The 18,056-nt window shown below is 33.9% G+C and carries 17 protein-coding genes and 1 pseudogene; 15 read left to right on the forward strand and 3 right to left on the reverse strand.

Features of this window, described 5'->3' with window-relative positions:
• Nucleotides 1–80: 80 nt before the first annotated feature.
• The 4 genes from BMZ74_RS07570 (at nucleotide 81) to phoU (ending at nucleotide 4,031) form a co-directional block, all read left to right on the forward strand.
• Nucleotides 81–1,028 carry an ABC transporter permease gene (locus tag BMZ74_RS07570; RefSeq protein ID WP_245750849.1) on the forward strand — a complete coding sequence of 316 codons (948 nt, stop codon included), beginning with the start codon at nucleotides 81–83 and terminating at the stop codon, nucleotides 1,026–1,028.
• 35 nt (nucleotides 1,029–1,063) lie between these two features.
• Nucleotides 1,064–2,095 carry an ABC transporter permease gene (locus tag BMZ74_RS07575; RefSeq protein ID WP_089861651.1) on the forward strand — a complete coding sequence of 344 codons (1,032 nt, stop codon included), beginning with the start codon at nucleotides 1,064–1,066 and terminating at the stop codon, nucleotides 2,093–2,095.
• A gap of 69 nt (nucleotides 2,096–2,164) precedes the next feature.
• Nucleotides 2,165–3,202: a threonine aldolase family protein gene (locus BMZ74_RS07580; RefSeq protein WP_089861652.1), complete on the forward strand. Its 1,038-nt coding sequence runs from the start codon at nucleotides 2,165–2,167 to the stop codon at nucleotides 3,200–3,202.
• Between the two features lie 175 nt (nucleotides 3,203–3,377).
• Nucleotides 3,378–4,031, forward strand: a complete 654-nt coding sequence (gene phoU, locus BMZ74_RS07585) for a phosphate signaling complex protein PhoU (protein WP_089861653.1) — start codon at nucleotides 3,378–3,380, stop codon at nucleotides 4,029–4,031.
• A gap of 117 nt (nucleotides 4,032–4,148) precedes the next feature.
• Here phoU and BMZ74_RS07590 read toward each other — a convergent pair whose 3' ends face one another.
• Nucleotides 4,149–5,057: a P1 family peptidase gene (locus BMZ74_RS07590; RefSeq protein ID WP_089861654.1), complete on the reverse strand. Its 909-nt coding sequence runs from the start codon at nucleotides 5,055–5,057 to the stop codon at nucleotides 4,149–4,151.
• A gap of 266 nt (nucleotides 5,058–5,323) precedes the next feature.
• Between BMZ74_RS07590 and BMZ74_RS07595 the strand changes: the two genes are divergently transcribed.
• The 10 genes and pseudogenes from BMZ74_RS07595 to tsaA all read left to right on the forward strand — a co-directional run bounded on the left by BMZ74_RS07595 (nucleotide 5,324) and on the right by tsaA (nucleotide 16,129).
• The gene (locus tag BMZ74_RS07595; RefSeq protein WP_089861655.1) at nucleotides 5,324–6,838 is read left to right on the forward strand and encodes a bifunctional metallophosphatase/5'-nucleotidase; all 1,515 of its coding nucleotides are present in this window, start codon (nucleotides 5,324–5,326) and stop codon (nucleotides 6,836–6,838) included.
• Between the two features lie 233 nt (nucleotides 6,839–7,071).
• A complete protein-coding gene (locus tag BMZ74_RS07600; RefSeq protein WP_342742436.1) occupies nucleotides 7,072–8,856 on the forward strand; it encodes a YgiQ family radical SAM protein in 1,785 nt (594 codons plus the stop codon).
• A gap of 32 nt (nucleotides 8,857–8,888) precedes the next feature.
• Nucleotides 8,889–9,707, forward strand: a complete 819-nt coding sequence (gene larE, locus BMZ74_RS07605) for an ATP-dependent sacrificial sulfur transferase LarE (protein ID WP_089861657.1) — start codon at nucleotides 8,889–8,891, stop codon at nucleotides 9,705–9,707.
• Nucleotides 9,700–10,470 (forward strand): nickel pincer cofactor biosynthesis protein LarB, encoded by a 771-nt coding sequence (gene larB, locus BMZ74_RS07610; protein WP_089861658.1) that lies wholly within the window; start codon nucleotides 9,700–9,702, stop codon nucleotides 10,468–10,470. The genes larE and larB overlap by 8 nt, the downstream gene beginning before the upstream one ends.
• A gap of 50 nt (nucleotides 10,471–10,520) precedes the next feature.
• A pseudogene (gene larC, locus BMZ74_RS14690) lies at nucleotides 10,521–11,752 on the forward strand (nickel pincer cofactor biosynthesis protein LarC).
• A gap of 158 nt (nucleotides 11,753–11,910) precedes the next feature.
• Entirely contained in the window at nucleotides 11,911–12,321 is a 411-nt protein-coding gene (gene nikR / locus BMZ74_RS07620) for a nickel-responsive transcriptional regulator NikR (RefSeq protein WP_089861659.1), read from the forward strand.
• Between the two features lie 38 nt (nucleotides 12,322–12,359).
• A complete protein-coding gene (locus BMZ74_RS07625; protein WP_089861660.1) occupies nucleotides 12,360–13,427 on the forward strand; it encodes an ABC transporter substrate-binding protein in 1,068 nt (355 codons plus the stop codon).
• Between the two features lie 59 nt (nucleotides 13,428–13,486).
• Nucleotides 13,487–14,563: a FecCD family ABC transporter permease gene (locus BMZ74_RS07630; protein WP_089861661.1), complete on the forward strand. Its 1,077-nt coding sequence runs from the start codon at nucleotides 13,487–13,489 to the stop codon at nucleotides 14,561–14,563.
• Nucleotides 14,563–15,324: an ABC transporter ATP-binding protein gene (locus BMZ74_RS07635; protein WP_089861662.1), complete on the forward strand. Its 762-nt coding sequence runs from the start codon at nucleotides 14,563–14,565 to the stop codon at nucleotides 15,322–15,324. Before BMZ74_RS07630 ends, BMZ74_RS07635 begins: the two co-directional genes overlap by 1 nt.
• 64 nt (nucleotides 15,325–15,388) lie before the next feature.
• Nucleotides 15,389–16,129 carry a tRNA (N6-threonylcarbamoyladenosine(37)-N6)-methyltransferase TrmO gene (gene tsaA / locus BMZ74_RS14490; protein WP_177181393.1) on the forward strand — a complete coding sequence of 247 codons (741 nt, stop codon included), beginning with the start codon at nucleotides 15,389–15,391 and terminating at the stop codon, nucleotides 16,127–16,129.
• A gap of 219 nt (nucleotides 16,130–16,348) precedes the next feature.
• On the opposite strand, the gene BMZ74_RS07645 is transcribed toward tsaA, so the two are convergent.
• Nucleotides 16,349–17,113, reverse strand: coding sequence for a tryptophan-rich sensory protein (locus BMZ74_RS07645; RefSeq protein ID WP_089861663.1), 765 nt, complete (start codon nucleotides 17,111–17,113; stop codon nucleotides 16,349–16,351).
• Nucleotides 17,114–17,485: 372 nt separating this feature from the next.
• On the opposite strand from BMZ74_RS07645, the gene BMZ74_RS14495 reads away from it, so the two are divergent.
• On the forward strand, nucleotides 17,486–17,626 hold the full coding sequence (locus tag BMZ74_RS14495; RefSeq protein WP_177181394.1) for a hypothetical protein: 141 nt from the start codon (nucleotides 17,486–17,488) through the stop codon (nucleotides 17,624–17,626).
• A gap of 155 nt (nucleotides 17,627–17,781) precedes the next feature.
• On the opposite strand, the gene BMZ74_RS07650 is transcribed toward BMZ74_RS14495, so the two are convergent.
• The coding region (locus BMZ74_RS07650; RefSeq protein ID WP_143070154.1) for an IS30 family transposase at nucleotides 17,782–18,056 on the reverse strand (275 nt) is incomplete at its 5' end.

Raw genomic sequence — 18,056 nt, forward strand, 5'->3', positions numbered from 1 at the left:
TAAAGCTAAATATTAACAATTTAATCTAAATTAGTATGCAGATAGGATAGTTCTATCTGCATACTCTATTTTAGAAAGAGGTGAATTGTTTGTTTGCATATATAATTAAAAGGCTGCTCTGGTTAATTCCTGTCATGATTGGTGTTTCATTAATTCTTTTTGGTATAATGCAGCTGGTTCCAGGTAATCCAGCAGCTATTATGTTGGGAACTAACGTAACACCAGAGGCAGTTCAGGCTTTAAATGAAAAATTTGGTTTTAATAAGCCATTTCATATTCGTTATTTTTTAATGTTGAAGAATTTTTTAACCGGGGAATTAGATTCTATCTATTATAATGATCAGGTATTAAGTATTGTAGAAAGAAGATTAACAGCCACTGTAGAATTGGGATTAGTTTCTTTAATAATTGCGATTTTAATTGCGATTCCAACTGGGGTTATTGCAGCAGTTAAGAAGAACTCTGTTTTTGATTTATTGAGTATGTTTGTTGCCACAATTGGAATTTCAGTTCCTGCATTTTTTACTGGAATTATTTTCATTTATCTTTTCTCAGTTTATTTTCAAATTTTTCCTTCTTCTGGTTATGGAGGTCCAATCTGGACATTAAGCGGTCTGCAGCATTTAATTCTTCCTGCTTTTGCACTAAGCACAGTTATGATTGCAAGTACAAGTCGTCTAACCAGATCTGCTATGTTAGATGTAATGAAAGAAGATTATCTTGTAACAGCTCGTTCGAAGGGTGTTGCGGAAAAAATGATAATTCTTAAACATGCTTTTCGAAATGCTCTAATTCCGATTATTACTAATGTTGGTAATCAGCTTGCTATGATGTTTGGGGGAGCGATTTTGATTGAATCAGTTTTTGCCTGGCCAGGAGTAGGTCGTTTAGCAGTTAAAGCAGTTGAATATCGAGATCAGCCGCTTGTTTTTGGCTCAATTTTGATACTTTCACTACTTTATGTAGTAGTTAATTTAATAGTGGACTTAGTTTATGTTTTAATTAATCCCAGGATTAGCTATAAATAAGTTAAGAAGCGGCCCTGGAAGTGAGGTGTTAGAATTTGAAAAAAAAGATTATCTTTATTTTATTATTAATTATTCAGTTATACATAGATTACCAGAACTGGTTTATAGAAAATAGAGTCTGGGCTAAATTGGAATATAAATTTGCTACAATTTTTTCAGTGCTAATAATAATCTTTTTATTATTTTTAATTTTTCAAACTGGTTTCTGGCATAAATTAAGAGAAAATGCGCTTTATGCTAAAATGATTAAAGAATTTAACAAGGGTTATAGTGGTAGAATGGCTTTATTAATGTTAGGCTTAATTTTTTATGCTGCTTTTATGGCTCCTTTTATAGCTCCATATTCTCCAACTGAAATTGATTATAGTAATATGACCTATGCAGCTCCATCTTTTGAACACTGGTTTGGAACTGATGATTTTGGGAGAGATATGTTTTCCCGGGTACTTTACGGAGCTAGAATAGCTTTAGGAGTTGGATTTGCAGCAGTTCTTGTTAATGCTAGTCTGGGTGTTACAATGGGACTTTTAGCTGGTTATTATGGAGGTAAAGTTGATATGATAATTATGCGGTTAATTGAAATTTGGAATTCTATCCCTTTTATTTTACTGGCTTTGGCAATAATCTCAGCTTTAGGCAAAGGAATTTCTAATATAATTTTAGCTGTTGGTGTTACTGGCTTAATTAATTTCTCGCGTTTAACGAGATCTATTGTGCTGCAGATAAAAGAAAAAGAATATGTTGCAGCTGCTAAAGCTCTGGGGGCAAGTGATGTCCGGATTTTATTTAAGCATATTTTGCCTAATTCAATTTCTTCCCTAATTGTACTGGCAACTTTACGAATTGGAATTTCAATTTTGGTTGTAGCAGGACTTAGTTTTCTAGGACTGGGGATTCAACCTCCTACAGCAGCCTGGGGAACTATGCTCAATCGGGGTCAGGAATATTTAACTCAGGCACCCTGGATGTCAATTTTTCCTGGTCTGGCGATTATTATAACAGTTTTAAGTTTTAATCTTCTGGGAGATGCTTTACGTGATGCACTTGATCCCCGTCAGCTTGATTAGCGTATTTTGTGACTAAATAAAATGCCTCAACTTGTTATTTAAAATAAAATTTTCTGAGGAGGAAAATTAATGAAACTTAAAGCAGATTTGTTTAGTGATACAGGAACCAGGCCATCTGCAGAGATGAGAGCAGCCATGGCAGCAGCAGAAGTTGGTGATGAGCAATTAGGAGAAGATCCTACGGTTAATCGTCTCTGCCGGATGGTGGCTGAGATTTTGGGCAAAGATGATGCTATTTATCTTCCTTCTGGTTTAATGGCTAATCAAATTTCTTTTGCTGTTCATACTCAACCGGGTGATGAAATAATCATGGATCAAACTGCACATCCACTTCATTTTGAAAGTGCAGCCGCAGCAGTAATCTCGGGAGCAGCAATCAATCCACTTGCAGGACAGGGAGGAATTTTTACTGCTGATCAGGTTGAATCTGCTTTGAGAGACCATGATTACCATAGTCCAAGATCTCGAGTTATTTCCATTGAACAGACAACCAACCTTGGTGGAGGGCGCATCTGGCCCCTGGCTGAGATAGCTAAAATTGCTGATCTTGCAGCAGAAAATCAGCTTAAAATGCATCTAGATGGAGCCCGCTTATTCAATGCAAGTGTAGCTTCTGGAGTGGAACCAATAGCTTATGCACAGTATTTTGACTCGATCTGGATTGATTTAAGTAAAGGGCTTGGTGCTCCAGTGGGATCAGTTTTAGCCGGATCAGCAGAGTTTATTGAAGCAGCTCGTTTCTGGAAGCAGCGCCTGGGAGGTGCCATGCGTCAAGCAGGTATTATAGCTGCTGGGGGTGTTTATGCTCTAGAAAATAATATTGAACGACTTAAAGAAGATCATCTTCATGCCAGAATGCTGGCCGAAACTATAGCTGATCAACCTGGTCTGGAAATAAATCCTGAATTGGTAGAGAGCAATATTGTTATTTTTACTGTACAGTCTGGTGAGAGTGATCTTTTTGCTGATGAATTATTAAAAAAAGGAATTCGGGTTAGTCGTATTGCTGGCAAACTGAGAGCTGTAACTCATTTAGATCTTAATCGAGATGCTATTCGTTATACTGTTAAAAATATAGAGAAAACTGCCCGGAAACTTTTTAGCTAGCCTGGCCAATTTATTTGATCTAATTATTTATTTATTTGATTAAATTTTTAAATTTAACTTACTAAAAAAATTAAATTATAAAAAAGGCAGGATTTTAGTTATCTGTCAAGAATATTTTAGTATGACTTCAATTTAGTTAATTTAAAGTTAAACTTTAAAGAGGAGAGTGAGTCCAATGGAACAGGTGTATGAAAAAAAGCGGGAACAGATTCTTGCTGACATCAGTGATATGAGCGAAGTTGCGGAGGATATGCTGCAAAAGGTAATTAAAGCACTTGCTAAAATTGATGTTGACACTGCCCGGGAAATTATCAATCGAGATAATGTTCTGGATAATTATTTAATTACAATCGAAGAAGAAGTTTCACGACTTTTAACTTTAGATCAGCCTCTGGCAGCAGATACATGGTTTAGTATTGCTATGATTAAAATAGCTAGCAATTTAGAAAGAATTGGTGATCATGCAACTAATATTGCTGAAATTTTGCTGGAACTAAAACACGATGGGGTTTTGACTCCACTAGTTATGATACCTGAACTGGCAGATATAGTTACTGACATGTTAGATGTAGTACTGGAGTCATTTTCAACTAAAAATGCTGATTTAGCAGAAGCAGCCTGCCGCATGGATGAAAAAGCAGATAATCTCTATGAAGAAATCTATCATAAGTCAATTAAAGTCTTACGGGAGAAAGATGACTTTAAACAGGTGCAAAAAGTTGTTAAACATATTAATCTTGCTAAGTCTCTGGAACGGGTGGGGGATCATGCCACCAATATTGGCGAAGAGACTATTTTTATTTTAACTGGTAAAAGAGTAAAATATTAAGCAGGGTAGGTAGCTGTTTATTTAATTTTTGAGTAGTTTTGATAAAACTTTATTTAATTTTAAAATAATATCTGAAGTAAAAGGGCCAATCGGCCCTTTTTTTTTAACAGTATTTTATTATTTAACAGTATTTAAAACAGCATCTTTAACTGCTTTAGCTGCTATAATTCCTACTTGATTAAGGTCTGCTTTAACTTGATTAGCAGCTAGAACAAAAATGCTATCACCATCTAATAATGTATGAACAGGATAAATTGTTCTACTTAACCCGCTATGAGCCATCATAGCAACTCGATTACTGCCGCTTTTATCCAGGCAGGCATTAGTTGCAACTACTACTAGCGTTGTATTTTCTCTTAGAAAACCTAAATTTAAATCAAAAGTTGTAGAGATAGTTTTTTCAGTATCAATAAATTGGCCAGCCTTATTTTTTGCTCCAGCAATAATTTTACCAGTAGCAGGATCTTTTATATCACCAAAAGCATTAACAACAGCCAGAGCAGCTACAATTAACTCACCAGTTTTAAAAGCAGCATGGCCGAGAACTGTTTTAGTAGCATATTCCATACCATTTAATTTACCACAAGTAGCTCCAGCAGCAGCTCCCAGGCTGCTGTTTTTTTGCGGAAAGTTATTTGCTTTTTGACAGGCCTGGTAGGCCATTTTTTGATCAGGAAAATTATTGCTTTTATATTCTAGATCATAAATAACAGCAGCTGGAACTATTGGGACAACACCACCACCGGTTAAAAATCCCTGTTCTTTTTCGCGTAAATACTGCATTACCCCACCTGCTGCATCAAGGCCAAAAGCACTACCTCCACTTAGAAAGATGGCATTAGCACTGTTAACTGCTGCCCTTGAGTCAGTTAAAGCTAGTTCGCGACTGCCAGGAGCACCTCCTCTTACTTCTGCTCCAATAGTAAAGTTATTCTCTAATAAAATAACTGTACAACCTGTTCCGTTATCTGAACTGCCACTATGTCCAATTTTTATTCCATCTATTGCTGTTAGGTCATTGTTCATTTTTTATTCCTCCTGCTTATGATTAATTACTTAATCTGTTTAATTTATTTAATTAATAATTAAATTATATCATAAAACTAAATTTAAGCAGGGGTTTAGACTAATATAGAAGTTATTAAATAAATTGACTGCTTAGTTTTATCTGTTTGCAATCTTTTTACATTAAGTTAATAAAATACTATTTTTAAAAGCAGGAAATTTTGTTTTGATATCAAATATAAATATTAGGAACAGAGAAGTAAAAAACATGGAGGTGGATTTTAATAATGAATCTCAAAAAGTTTACACTTGCTTTGTTTACTCTGACTTTAATTTTGATGCTTAGTACAGTTGGTCTAGCAGCAGAAGTTGATTTAAGAATTTATCATTTAAATGATGTTCATGCCCGCATAGAAGCTGATGATTATGCAGGTAGTATTGGCTATGCGAAAGTTGCGACTCTACTTAAACAGGCACGCCGGGAAAAAGAAAATGTAATGTTTCTTGATGCAGGAGATACTTTCCATGGCCAAACAATTGCCAATATTAATCAAGGAGCAGCAGTAGTCTATTTGCTAAATTTAATGCAACTTGATGCAATGGCAATTGGTAATCATGATTTTAACTATGGTCAGCAGAGGTTATCTGAACTGGCTGAAATTGCAAATTTCCCACTGCTTTCTGCTAATCTTAATCGAATAGATGGTAGTATGATAGACTTTAAAAAGGATTTTATAATTAAACAATATGGAGATCTTAAAGTAGGAGTTTTTGGTTTATCAACTCCAGAAACTGCCTATAAAACTCATCCCAAAAATGTTGAAGGGCTTATCTTTAGAGATCCAGTTACAACAGCTCGCAAAATGGTAGCTCAGTTAAGCGATAAAGTTGATGTTATTATAGCAGTAACTCATCTTGGAATTAGTGAAGGTAGTAAATATACAAGTAAAAAAGTTGCAGCAGAGGTACCAGGGATTGACTTGATTGTTGATGGTCATAGTCATAATCTGCTTCCTCATGGAATGATGGTTAATGATACTTTAATTGTTCAGACTGGAGAATATTCTAAAAATCTTGGTTATGTGGATTTGACTATTAATAATGGCCAGGTTACTAACAAAACGGCTAATTTAATTCCAGAAGAGGAAACAAAATCTGTCAAAGCAGATTATTTAATTAGCACTGTTATCGAACGGATTAATCGTGCTAATGAATTAATTACTTCTCAAGTAGTTGGTTCAACAGCTGTAGAATTAGATGGAGCCAGAGAACATGTCAGAACCGGTGAAACTAATCTAGGTAATTTAATCACTGATGCAATGAAAGCAAAACTAGATACTGATGTTGCTATCACAAATGGTGGTGGTATTAGAGCTTCGATTGATCAGGGCCAAATTACTCAGGGTGAAGTGATTTCTGTACTGCCCTTTGGTAATACTGCAATGGCTATCCAGATAAGTGGAGCTGATTTAAAAGCAGCTTTAGAGCATGGAGTTTCCGAATATCCTGCTCATGAAGGTCTTTTCCCCCAAATTTCTGGAATTAAATTTACTTTTAAAGGAGATGCTCCTGTTGGCGAAAGAGTTCAGGAAGTCTGGGTTAATGGTAAACTGCTTGATCCAGCTGCACAATATACAGTAGCAACTAATGATTTTATGAAAGCAGGTGGTGATGGTTATACAATGTTTAGCCAGGCACCAGTAGTAAAAGAGGTTGGTGGTTTAGAAGAAGTTCTAATGGATTATATTGCCGAGCATAGTCCAATTAAGCCAGCAGTAGAAGATAGAATAATTGTCAAATAGTTTTTGCTGATAATTTATCTATTCGGGCCTTTATCTTAAGATAAAGGCCTTTTATTATTTTTATCATTTTTTTATCTACTATTATCTGCTATAATAAACTTAGTAACTTAGTCAATTTTAACACTTAGCTAAAGGAGATAATGATTTTATTGACAAAATTAACTGCTCAACAGAACAGACAAAATGATAGACATATTGGAGATAAAGAGCTTTTTAATAGTAGGGACCAATTTATGGTAATTAGTCAAGCAGATTTGAAACAGCGAGGTTGGCAGCAGCTTGATTTTATTATTATAAGTGGTGATGCTTATCTTGACCATCCTTCCTTTGGTACAGCAATTATTGCAAGAGTACTTGAAGATGCTGGTTTTAAAGTTGGAATTATTGCCCAACCAGATTGGCAGACTACAGCTGATTTCAAGAAATTGGGTCAGCCCAAATATGCTTTTTTAGTAACTGCTGGTAATATGGATTCGATGGTTAATCATTTTTCAGTTAGTAAGAATAGGCGTAAATATGACAACTATTCCCCGGGAGGAAAAAGCGGTTTACGACCTGATCGAGCAACTATTGTGTATAGTAACCGTCTGAAAGAAGCTTATGCTGACACTCCAATTATTATTGGCGGTATTGAAGCCAGTTTGCGCCGCTTTGCTTATTATGATTATTGGGATGATCAGGTTAGACGTTCTATTTTGTTTGATAGTCGAGCAGATCTACTTGTTTATGGTATGGGAGAAAATACTATTCTAAAGATTGCTGAAAATTTAGCTGCTGGTCTGGAAATAAAATATATAAACTATTTACCGGGAACTGCTTTTATTGCTGATGATTTAGACTCTCTCTACAACTATCAGATGCTGCCTGGCTATAAAGAAGTAAAACAAAATAAGAAACAATATGCTTATGCTTATCAATTAGAATATCTGGAGCAGGATCCAGTTAGAGGAAAACAGCTTGTGCAGGTGCATGGCAGTCGTTATCTTGTGCAAAATCCACCAGCTGAGCCGCTTAATCAAGCTGAATTAGACCATGTTTATTCTTTACCCTATCAGAGGAATTATCATCCTATTTACGAAGCAGTGGGGGGAGTTCCCGCAATTAAAGAAGTTAAGTTTAGTCTGCTTAGTTCGCGAGGCTGTTTTGGTGCCTGTTCATTTTGTGCTATTTCTTTTCATCAGGGGAAGATGGTGACTTCTCGTAGTTTAGAATCACTACTAGCAGAAGCTAAAAAAATAATTGCTCTGCCTGATTTTAAAGGTTATATTCATGATTTAGGTGGCCCAACAGCTAATTTCAGGCAGCCTTCTTGCAGCAAGCAGTTGAGTAGGGGGATGTGTCGAGGTAAGGAATGTTTATTTCCTGACCCCTGTCAAAATTTGGAGGTAGATCACTCCGAATATTTTGCGATCTTAAAGGCTATTAGAAAACTGCCTGAGGTAAAAAAAGTTTTTGTTCGTTCAGGAATTCGTTTTGATTATCTGCTAGAGGACAAAGAATCTCGTAAATATCTGCAAGAATTAGCAGCTAATCATGTTAGTGGGCAGCTTAAGGTTGCTCCAGAGCATGCTGCCGCTCGTGTACTTAATTATATGGGCAAACCAGAGATAGCAGTTTTTGATCGTTTTCGAGAATTATTTTATCAGGTTAATGAAGAACTCGGGATGGAGCAATATTTAATTCCTTACTTTATTTCCAGTCATCCTGGCAGTCGATTGGAAGATGCAGTACAATTAGCCGAATATTTGAGAGATATTAATCATCATCCTGATCAAGTTCAGGACTTTTATCCTACTCCAGGTACGATGGCTACTGCGATGTATTATAGCGGTTATGATCCTCGTACTCTAGAAAAAGTTTACACTGCACGTTCCAGTACGGCTAAAAAAATGCAGAGAGCTCTCTTACAGTATCATAAAAAAAGAAATCATAAATTAGTTCGCCAGGCTTTAAAGCAGGTGAATCGAACAGATTTAATTGGTTATCATAAAAAAGCACTTGTTCCGCCGGCTCACTAGTTTAGTTAAAATATTTGGGAGGTATTTAGTGAATGTCCACAATTACTAAGCAAGATAAACTTGAAGTTTTAATTGAAAGTTTAAAGGAATTGGAACCATTTGTAATAGCATTTTCAGGAGGAGTAGACAGTACTTTTTTAACAGCAGCAGCTCAACAGGCAGAAGTTGAATTTGAAGCAGTAACTGTTAGTACACCTTTTGTACCTGAGTTAGAAATAGAAGCAGTTAATCAGCTAGTAGCTAGTCTCGGATTTCAACATCACCTGCTTGAAATAGAGTTTGATAAACTTGGGGAAGCACTTGCTAACACAGCTGAACGCTGTTATCACTGTAAAAAAGTGATCTTTAGCCGGATTCTTGCTTATGCAGATGGTAGAACTGTTATTGAAGGATCTAATCTCGATGATACCGGTGATTATCGTCCAGGTAGAAAAGCTTTACAGGAATTGGGGGTTAAAAGTCCGCTGCTCAATGCTTCGCTTAGCAAAAAAGAAATTAGAGATTTGTCGAAAGAAATGGAACTGCCTACCTGGAATAAACCTTCTCTCTCCTGTCTGGCAACTAGAGTAGCTTATAATACTCCAATAACCAGAGAAGAATTAGAAAAAATTGACTTAGCAGAAGAATTGCTGCGTCACAATGGTTTTGAGCACTTTCGAGTACGTGATCATGCTAATCTGGCCAGGATAGAAATTGCCCAGGCAGAGCGCAGTAAAATTCTTGATCTATCTTTAATGGATAAAATATCTGCTAAATTAAAGCAGTTAGGTTTTCGCTATGTTACTCTCGATCTGGCAGCTTATCAAAGCGGAAGTATGAATAAAGAGATCATGGCTGATCAAGATGAATAAGCATGCAATTCAACAGTTATTAACAAAAGTTAAAAATAATGAACTTTCAGTTGAAGCTGCTCTAAATGAACTTAAAGATTTGCCGTTTAAAGATCTTGGTTTTGCTAAAGTAGATAATCATCGAGATTTAAGAAATGGATTTCCAGAAGTTATTTACTGTGCTGGGAAAACAGCATCTGAAGTGGAAGCAATTATGACTGAAATGTTAAAACAGGATAATAATATTCTTGCAACCAGGGCCAGTAAAGAGCTTTATCAGCAAGTAAAGAAAATAGCTCCAACTGCTGTCTATTATGAGAGAGCACGCTTAATCATGATTGAAAAAGAAGTTATTGCTAAAACTAAAAGTAAACTTTTAGTAGTCAGTGGTGGAACCTCTGATCTGGCTGTAGCAGAAGAAGCTGCCTTAACTGCCTCTGCTTTAGGAATTAAAGTTGAAAGACTTTACGATGTTGGGGTAGCAGGTATTCATCGGCTTCTGGGGAATCTTGACTATTTAAACGAAGCTAATGTAATTATTACAGTAGCAGGTATGGAAGGAGCTCTGGCAAGTGTTGTAGCTGGACTGGTCGATAAACCAGTTATAGCTGTACCAACCAGTGTTGGTTATGGCAGTAACTTTGGTGGCTTAGCTGCTTTATTAACAATGCTTAATAGCTGTGCCAGCGGAATAGGAGTAGTTAATATTGATAATGGATTTGGAGCAGCTTATTTAGCTAGCACAATTATTCTACAATTAGAAAAGGCACGAAAGGAAGGCTAAAAATGGATAATATTTTATATTTTGATATTAATTCTGGGATTAGTGGTGATATGACAATAGCAGCCCTGCTTGATTTGGGACTTGATCAGGCAAAGTTCTTAGCAGAACTTGATAAGCTGCAGTTAAGCGGCTATAAAATTGAAATAAAAAAAGTTCAAAAAAATGGAATCACAGCCAGTGACTTTAAGGTAATACTTGCCAACCCCCGGCATCCTGATCAGCTTGAACACCATGAACATGAACACCATGAACATGAACATCATGAACACGAACATCATGAACACGAACATCATGAACACGAACATCATGAACACGAACATCATGAACACGAACATCGTAATTTTAATGATATTAAAGAATTAATTATGGCAAGTGAATTAAGTCAGCAGGTAAAAGAGCTCAGCCTTGAAATTTTTAGTTATGTGGCAGCGGCAGAAGCTAAAGTGCATAATAAAAGTATAGCAGAGGTTCATTTTCATGAGGTGGGAGCTGTTGACTCGATTATAGATATTGTAGGGACAGCTATTTTAATTGAGATGTTAGAACCAGACCATATTTATGCTTCACCTATTTCGCTTGGTACAGGTTTTATTAAGGCTGCACATGGCATTATTCCAGTTCCTGCACCAGCAACAATTGAAATTTTACAGAAAGTACCTGTCTATTCTACAGGTGTACATGGTGAGCTAGTAACTCCAACCGGAGCTGCTATTATAAAAACTCTGGCTGAGAAGTTTATTGATTTACCAGAATTAGAAATAGAAAAAATTGCTTATGGAGCAGGTAAAAGAGATTATGAAATCACAAATTTATTGAGAGTTTATCAGGCAAAAAAAAAATTAATGAGCAATTATTAGTTTTAGAGAGTAATATTGATGATATGAGTGGAGAAATTTATTCCTACTTGTTTCCGCTTTTATTTAAAGCAGGTGCGAAGGATGTTTATTTAACCAATTTAATTATGAAAAAAAATCGTCCAGCTCAGAAATTGAGTGTTCTTTGTACCCAGCCTAAAGCTGAGCAGCTGAAGAAAATAATTTTTCAAGAAACAACTACCCTGGGTATTCGCCAATTTAAAGTAGAAAGAAGTTCACTGGCCCGGAAAATTATTAGCTTTAAGTCATCACTTGGTAATGTAAATATTAAAGCGGCCTTTTATGAGGGAGAAATGCTAAAATTTTCACCTGAATATGAAGACTGTCAAAAGTTAGCTCGAAAAAATAATTTGCCTTTACGTAAAGTATATCAAATTATTAAACAAGAAGCTGCTGTTCAACTTTAATAAAAAATATTTAATCAAAACCTGTTGGGGTTATGCAGCAGGTTTTTTTTTATTTTAAACAGGAAAATTATTTTAAATAAAGAATTATAGTAACACGTATTTCTAAAAAGTGTTACTAAATTAATGGAAATAGATTATTTAATTGAGGAGAAGATTAAATGTCAGAATTAAAAAGATTTGGAGTTTCCATTGAAGCAGAATTACTGGCTCGTTTTGATCAGTTAAATGAAGGGATTTATAATAATCGTTCAGAAGCAATTAGAGATCTAATTCGTGATAAACTAATTACTAAAGAAAAAGAAAATTCTCAGGAAAATGTTGTTGGTACTATTACCTTAATCTATAATTTTAAGCAGCCTGGCTTAACAGATAAAATGTATCAGCTTCAACATGATTATCACTGTTTATTTAAAACTAATTTACATTTACATCTTAATCATAAGTTTTGTCTGGAAGTTATTGTAGTAGAAGGATTGCAGAACAAATTAACTAAAATAAGTGAACGACTAATTGCTTTAAAAGGAGTAAAACATGGGAAATTGACAGTAACTAAAGTAAATGAATCCTAATAAACTAATATTTAATTTGATTCAGGGAGGAGATTTTAGTGGTGATATTAAAAAAACAGCAAGACTTAATTTTTATAATTTTATTATTAACTTTATTCAGCAATTTAGTTACTTTTTCCTGTGCAGCTAGAGAGGTGACTGATCTTTCAGGTAGACAAGTTAAAATTCCAGAAAAAATTAATCGCTTAGTTGCGGTTGGCCCGGGTTCTTTACGGATGGTAGTTTATCTTAAGGCAGCAAATAGAGTAGTTGGAGTGGAAGAGTTTGAACGTCGCAATCGAAAAACTCCTTATAATTTAGCCCACCCAGAATTAGCAGATCTGCCCCTGATTGGACCTCAGTTTGGTGGTGATGCGGAACTAATTACTGCTCAGCAACCAGAAATTATTATTGCAGCTTATTTAACTAAAGCTAACTTAAATACTTTAGCTGCTAAAACAAAGATTCCAGTTGTTTCTATTACCAGTCAGAATGCGGATTCACTAACAGAGAGTGATTTTAAAAATCAACTTAAATTTCTAGGAGATATTCTGCATCAGCAGCAGCGAGCAGCAGAATTGATAGCCAGATTTGAGTTTCATAAAAAATACTTAAGCAGTAAGGTAGCTGCCCTTAACCCGTCAGAAAAAATTATGACTAAAGTTTATGTAGGCGGAATTGGCAACAAAGGAGCACATGGAATTTGTTCTACTGAAAGTGGCTATTTACCTTTTAAATATCTTGATCTAAAAACTATTATTGCAGCGGATTCAAACAAAAATATTACAATTGATAAAGAAAAATTATTGTTGTCAAATCCGGGACTCATTTTTGTTGATACAGGTGGTTTAAATTTAGTTAAAGAGGATTTAACTCGACAAGAATTTAGTTATTTACAAGCTTATCAGGCTGATAACTTTTATCAATTGCTTCCATATAATTATTATACAACTAATTATGCCACTTTACTGGCTAACAGTTATTACATAGCTAAAGTAGTTTACCCAGATTTATTTAATGATTTTGTTCCTGCTCAAAAAGCAGATCAAATTTATCAGGAGTTTGTTGGCCAGGCTGTTTATCAAAAAATGACTGCTATTTTTGGTGGTTTAAAAAAATACAATTAGCCAAATTTCTAAAATAGATTTTTAGCCAGAACTATTTAAGCTATGGGATAGGAGAAAAAATGAGTAATAAACATTTAGCAAAAGATGCTGAAAATGAAATTCTAAAAAATGCTCAAAAATTAGAACAGAAAAATATTATTTTAACTATAAGTTTACTTATTTTAATAATAACAGCAGTAATTTATTCATTACTTGCCGGTTCAACTAAAATAAATATGACAGATTTGATGGCTATTATTAATGGTAGAAGAGGAATGGTTTATAATATTATCTGGAATATCAGGCTGCCGGCTGTTTTAACTGCTCTAGTTGCAGGGGTGGGTTTGGCTCTTGCTGGCGCAGTAATGCAGACAATCTTGAAAAATCCACTTGCCTCACCTTTTACTCTGGGTATTTCTCATGCAGCAGCTTTTGGAGCGGCTTTTGCAATTGTAGTACTTGATTCTAGACAATTTCTAAAAACTGTACCTTTATTTTCAAATTTATCATTACCAGCCTTAACTGCTTTTTTCTTTGCTCAGTTGGCTGTAGCTTTTATTTTAATAATTAGTTTACATAAAGAACAGGGAACAGAAACTATTGTTTTAGCTGGAATTGCTATTTCATCTTTATTTACAGCTGGCACTACTATTTTACAGTTTCTAGCAGATGATTTAGAACTTGCTTCAGTTGTTTACTGGACATTTGGTGATCCAGGTCGAACTAATTGGACACAATTTTTCTGTTTAGCTGTTGTGGTTTTGATTGTAGTTATTTATTTTATTATTCAGAGTTGGAATTACAGTTTGTTAAATGCAGGTGATGAAGTTGCGGTTAGTCTGGGACTTAATCCAGTTAGAATGAGACTAATTGCGTTAACTATAGTTTCTTTGTTAACTTCAATAATTATTTCATTAGTTGGTATTATTGGTTTTATCGGACTTGTTACACCACATATAATAAGAAAAATTTCTCCCGGTAGCCAACGTCAGCTTTTTCTGAACACTAGTCTAGCTGGTGCTTTATTATTGATAATTGCTAATAATTTGGCGAGAACTTTATTAAATCCTGTTGTTCTGCCAGTTGGAGTCTTAACTTCTTTTTTAGGGGCACCGCTTTTTATCTATTTAATTATTAAAGGGAGGCGTTATTGGTGATGCTAAAGCTTAATAATGTAAACTTTAATTATGGTAAAAGTGAGATTTTGAAGAATATTAATTTAGAACTCTCTAAAGGACAATTACTTACTTTAGTTGGTCCAAATGGGTCTGGAAAAAGTACTTTATTAAAATGTATTAATAATTTTTTAGATATTAATAGTGGCACAATTATGATTAATGGTAAAAATCTAGATCAATATAAGCGGCAGGAGCTGGCTCGTCTTATAGCTTATGTACCACAGCAGATTAGTAGTCCTTTTCCAAATACTGTTTTTGATACCATTCTTATGGGGCGTAAGGTTTATCAAAGTTGGCGGCCTAGTCATCAAGATAGAAAATTAACAGCTAAAATAATAAATAAACTAGGTTTAGCTGAAATTGCTTTTACAAAAATTAATCAATTAAGTGGTGGACAGCGGCAAAAAGTTTATTTAGGAAGAGGCTTGGCACAGCAGGCAAAATTAATCTTACTTGATGAACCAAATAATAATCTTGATTTAAAACATCAGCTAGAAATATTTAATTTAATTAAAAGAGAAGTCAATCAAGGTAGTGCAGCAGTTATTATCATGCATGATCTTTCTTTAGCAAGTCGTTTTAGTGATAAAATAGTAATGCTTAAGTCTGGTCAGGTTTTTAAATCCGGAAGGCAGGAAATATTAACCGCTGCAAATATTTATGCTGTTTATGGAGTAAAAGTTAGTTTAAAAGATCATCAAGGATTTAAAATAGTTATTCCTGAAAAAATTGCCAATTGAAATTGAGCAAAGATTTTTTGAAATTAATTATTATAATTATGAAGATTTGAAAGGAGAATTAAATATGAAAATTACAGAAATTGGTCAGGTCAGAAGTGAATTTAAAGAGCCAACTTCACCAACTAAAATGAGGAATAGTAAAAGTGTTATTGAAATTAAAACTGAGTTTATAGATGGACTGAAAAAAATAGAGGATTATAAATATCTTCAGGTGATTTTCTATTTTCATAAATCAACTGGTTATGAATTAGTTAAAAAGTGGCATATCGGCCCCAAAAGAGGCCTTTTTTCTTCCCGCAGTCCCCGTCGTCCCAGTCCGCTTGGTGTTACTACAGTAAAGTTGCTAAAAAGAGAAGGAAATAAATTATATGTAGCTGGTTTAGATGCAATTGATGGAACTCCTGTTGTTGATATTAAAGCTTATTCTGAATTACTTGATCAGCCATTAAGGCTAGAAAAAGATCAGGCTAGAACTCGTTTAAATGAATTGATTATTAACAATAATCAGGAAGGCCTTTTACTAAAAGCGGCTGAATTTCATGGCTATTATTGTCCATATCTGGCGCTGGGGGTTTTAGCAGCTGCTAATGCAGTTAAGTTAATGTTGGAAAAACCTATAGATCAAGAGAAGGTTTTAGCAATTGTAGAAACTAAGAACTGCTTTAGTGATGGTATTCAGTATGTATCTGGAGCAACTTTTGGTAATAATAAATTAATTTATAAAGACAAAGATCAAATCACAGTAACTTTTGCCAGCCAGGAAAATAGTAATTTAAATAGAAGGTATCATTTAAAAAAAATATAGTTAAAAACAGTTATCCAGAAGCAGCCCAATTATTTACTAAGGTAATTGCTCAAAAAAAAGCAGCTCAGGTTGAAGTAGATCAATTACGGAAAAAATGGCAAAAAATAGCTTTTGAGATTATAAATCAACCAGCAGAAAATTACTTTGAAATTAAAGATCAGGTAGAAATTAAACTTCCGACAATTGAATCTGTTTCTATTGATGAACAGACCAAAAGTTTTAATAGCTGCTATTTAAACTATAAAGATTAAATAATTTAAGTACCATGATAATAATAGCTGCTATGCTAATTATAATAATAGCTAGATTGCTCTGGCAGCTTAGAGCCTGGCTGGAGATAACTCCTAAATAAGACCAGAAAATAACAATAGAAAAAGCAATATCTTGATATTTTTCTAAAACTTTGACATTAACAAGTAAGCTAAGTAGAATTCCTATAATTGAGGTAACAACTAAAAAATGATGAGGCCAATTAATATCACTATAAATTAGTACAACCAGAAAATTAGCAATTGCTGCAAAGCTTACCCAGGCTGTATAAATACTGAAAGGCAACTTTAAGATTAAATATTCTAATCTTGAATAATCTTGATAACTATTTAATCTTTTATAAAGCTTAATTAATGAAAGAAGTAACACTAAAATAGAAAACATTGTTAGATAAATATATTCATAATGCCAACTCAAGATCCAGCTCCAGTTTGCAAAAGAAGCAATAATAAAATACGGTCCAGTTGAAAATTGCTGATTTATCTTTCCTTTATTACTCATTTGATAAATTATGAAAATAAAAATTAATAAGTAAATTAAACCCCAGATTATAAAAGTAAAACTAGCAGGATTAAGTGGACTATGGAAAAACCTAGCAACTTCTTTTGTTGTTTGATTATTAAGAGGTAGATAATTAGCTAAAAAATTAATCACTATAGTTAGAATAAAACAGCATAAATTACTAATCTTGAGTATTAATTTTTTTTCTTTCATTAAATTCAACCTCAATTCATAGTTAATTTTATTAATTACTTATATTTTTTAGACTGCTTATAATCTTAATTTAAATTAAGATATCCTTAAATAATTATTAATTTAATAGTTCTGGTAAATCATTTTAAATCCTGCTTGTCAGCAGGTAAAAATTATGTGAAATATAAGCTTAAAAAATAAAATAATAAATTTTTAAAAAATTTAAATAAATACTTGTCAAAGCTAAATAATAGTAGTATACTGTAATTGAACCGACAGAGCGTGAGTAGCTGAGTTATCTATAATAGGTCGGTTGGCTGGATATTTGGAACAAAGTAGATGTGCAGCGAGTATGTTCCCTGATTAATAAACTAATTTAAGGGGGCATTACTAATGAAGAACATTTTTAAGGATAAGCGTACTCACAAGAGCCATAAGAATCGATTTAACTATTCAGTTAAGTCAGAAACAGAAGAGCATATTAAACGCAAAGATAGCGCCTTGATGGATTACTATATGATGGGCGGCTATTAAAACTTAAGAAGTGTGATTTAAGATCCGGGGCAATCTGCCCCGGTTTTATTTTTTTTAGTTAAGTGATAAAATAAGAACAAAACTTAAATTGCAATATTAAATGCAACACTCATAGAAAAACCTAGTGTTATAAAGTATATTAAAGTTAAAACTATTTATAAACTGTTAATGATAGATTGAAGTTCTTTTTGAAATAATTCATCTGGAGTAAAATAATTCAATAATTTTCTTGGATAATTATTACACCAGTTTTGTATTTTCTGAATTTGCTTTTCTGTATATTTACTTATTTGTTCTCCTTTAGGGATAAATCTTCTAATGAGACCATTATGTCTTTCATTAGTGCCTCTTTCCCAGGCTGAATAGGGATGAGCATAGTAAACATCAATATCATGATTATGTAAATTAGCAAATTCAGTTCCATTATCAG

It is taken from the genome of Halanaerobium salsuginis (assembly GCF_900114545.1).
In the GTDB taxonomy this organism is placed as follows: Bacteria; Bacillota; Halanaerobiia; order Halanaerobiales; family Halanaerobiaceae; genus Halanaerobium; species Halanaerobium salsuginis.

What these genes read in the sequence shown, in the direction of transcription:
- BMZ74_RS07580 (WP_089861652.1), top strand. Translation starts at nt 2,165, where the DNA reads ATGAAACTTAAAGCAGATTTGTTTAGTGATACAGGAACCAGGCCATCT.
- phoU (WP_089861653.1), top strand. Translation starts at nt 3,378, where the DNA reads ATGGAACAGGTGTATGAAAAAAAGCGGGAACAGATTCTTGCTGACATC.
- BMZ74_RS07590 (WP_089861654.1), bottom strand. Translation starts at nt 5,057, where the DNA reads ATGAACAATGACCTAACAGCAATAGATGGAATAAAAATTGGACATAGT.
- BMZ74_RS07595 (WP_089861655.1), top strand. Translation starts at nt 5,324, where the DNA reads ATGAATCTCAAAAAGTTTACACTTGCTTTGTTTACTCTGACTTTAATT.
- BMZ74_RS07600 (WP_342742436.1), top strand. Translation starts at nt 7,072, where the DNA reads ATGGTAATTAGTCAAGCAGATTTGAAACAGCGAGGTTGGCAGCAGCTT.
- larE (WP_089861657.1), top strand. Translation starts at nt 8,889, where the DNA reads ATGTCCACAATTACTAAGCAAGATAAACTTGAAGTTTTAATTGAAAGT.
- larB (WP_089861658.1), top strand. Translation starts at nt 9,700, where the DNA reads ATGAATAAGCATGCAATTCAACAGTTATTAACAAAAGTTAAAAATAAT.
- nikR (WP_089861659.1), top strand. Translation starts at nt 11,911, where the DNA reads ATGTCAGAATTAAAAAGATTTGGAGTTTCCATTGAAGCAGAATTACTG.
- BMZ74_RS07630 (WP_089861661.1), top strand. Translation starts at nt 13,487, where the DNA reads ATGAGTAATAAACATTTAGCAAAAGATGCTGAAAATGAAATTCTAAAA.
- BMZ74_RS07635 (WP_089861662.1), top strand. Translation starts at nt 14,563, where the DNA reads ATGCTAAAGCTTAATAATGTAAACTTTAATTATGGTAAAAGTGAGATT.
- tsaA (WP_177181393.1), top strand. Translation starts at nt 15,389, where the DNA reads ATGAAAATTACAGAAATTGGTCAGGTCAGAAGTGAATTTAAAGAGCCA.
- BMZ74_RS07645 (WP_089861663.1), bottom strand. Translation starts at nt 17,113, where the DNA reads ATGAAAGAAAAAAAATTAATACTCAAGATTAGTAATTTATGCTGTTTT.
- BMZ74_RS14495 (WP_177181394.1), top strand. Translation starts at nt 17,486, where the DNA reads ATGAAGAACATTTTTAAGGATAAGCGTACTCACAAGAGCCATAAGAAT.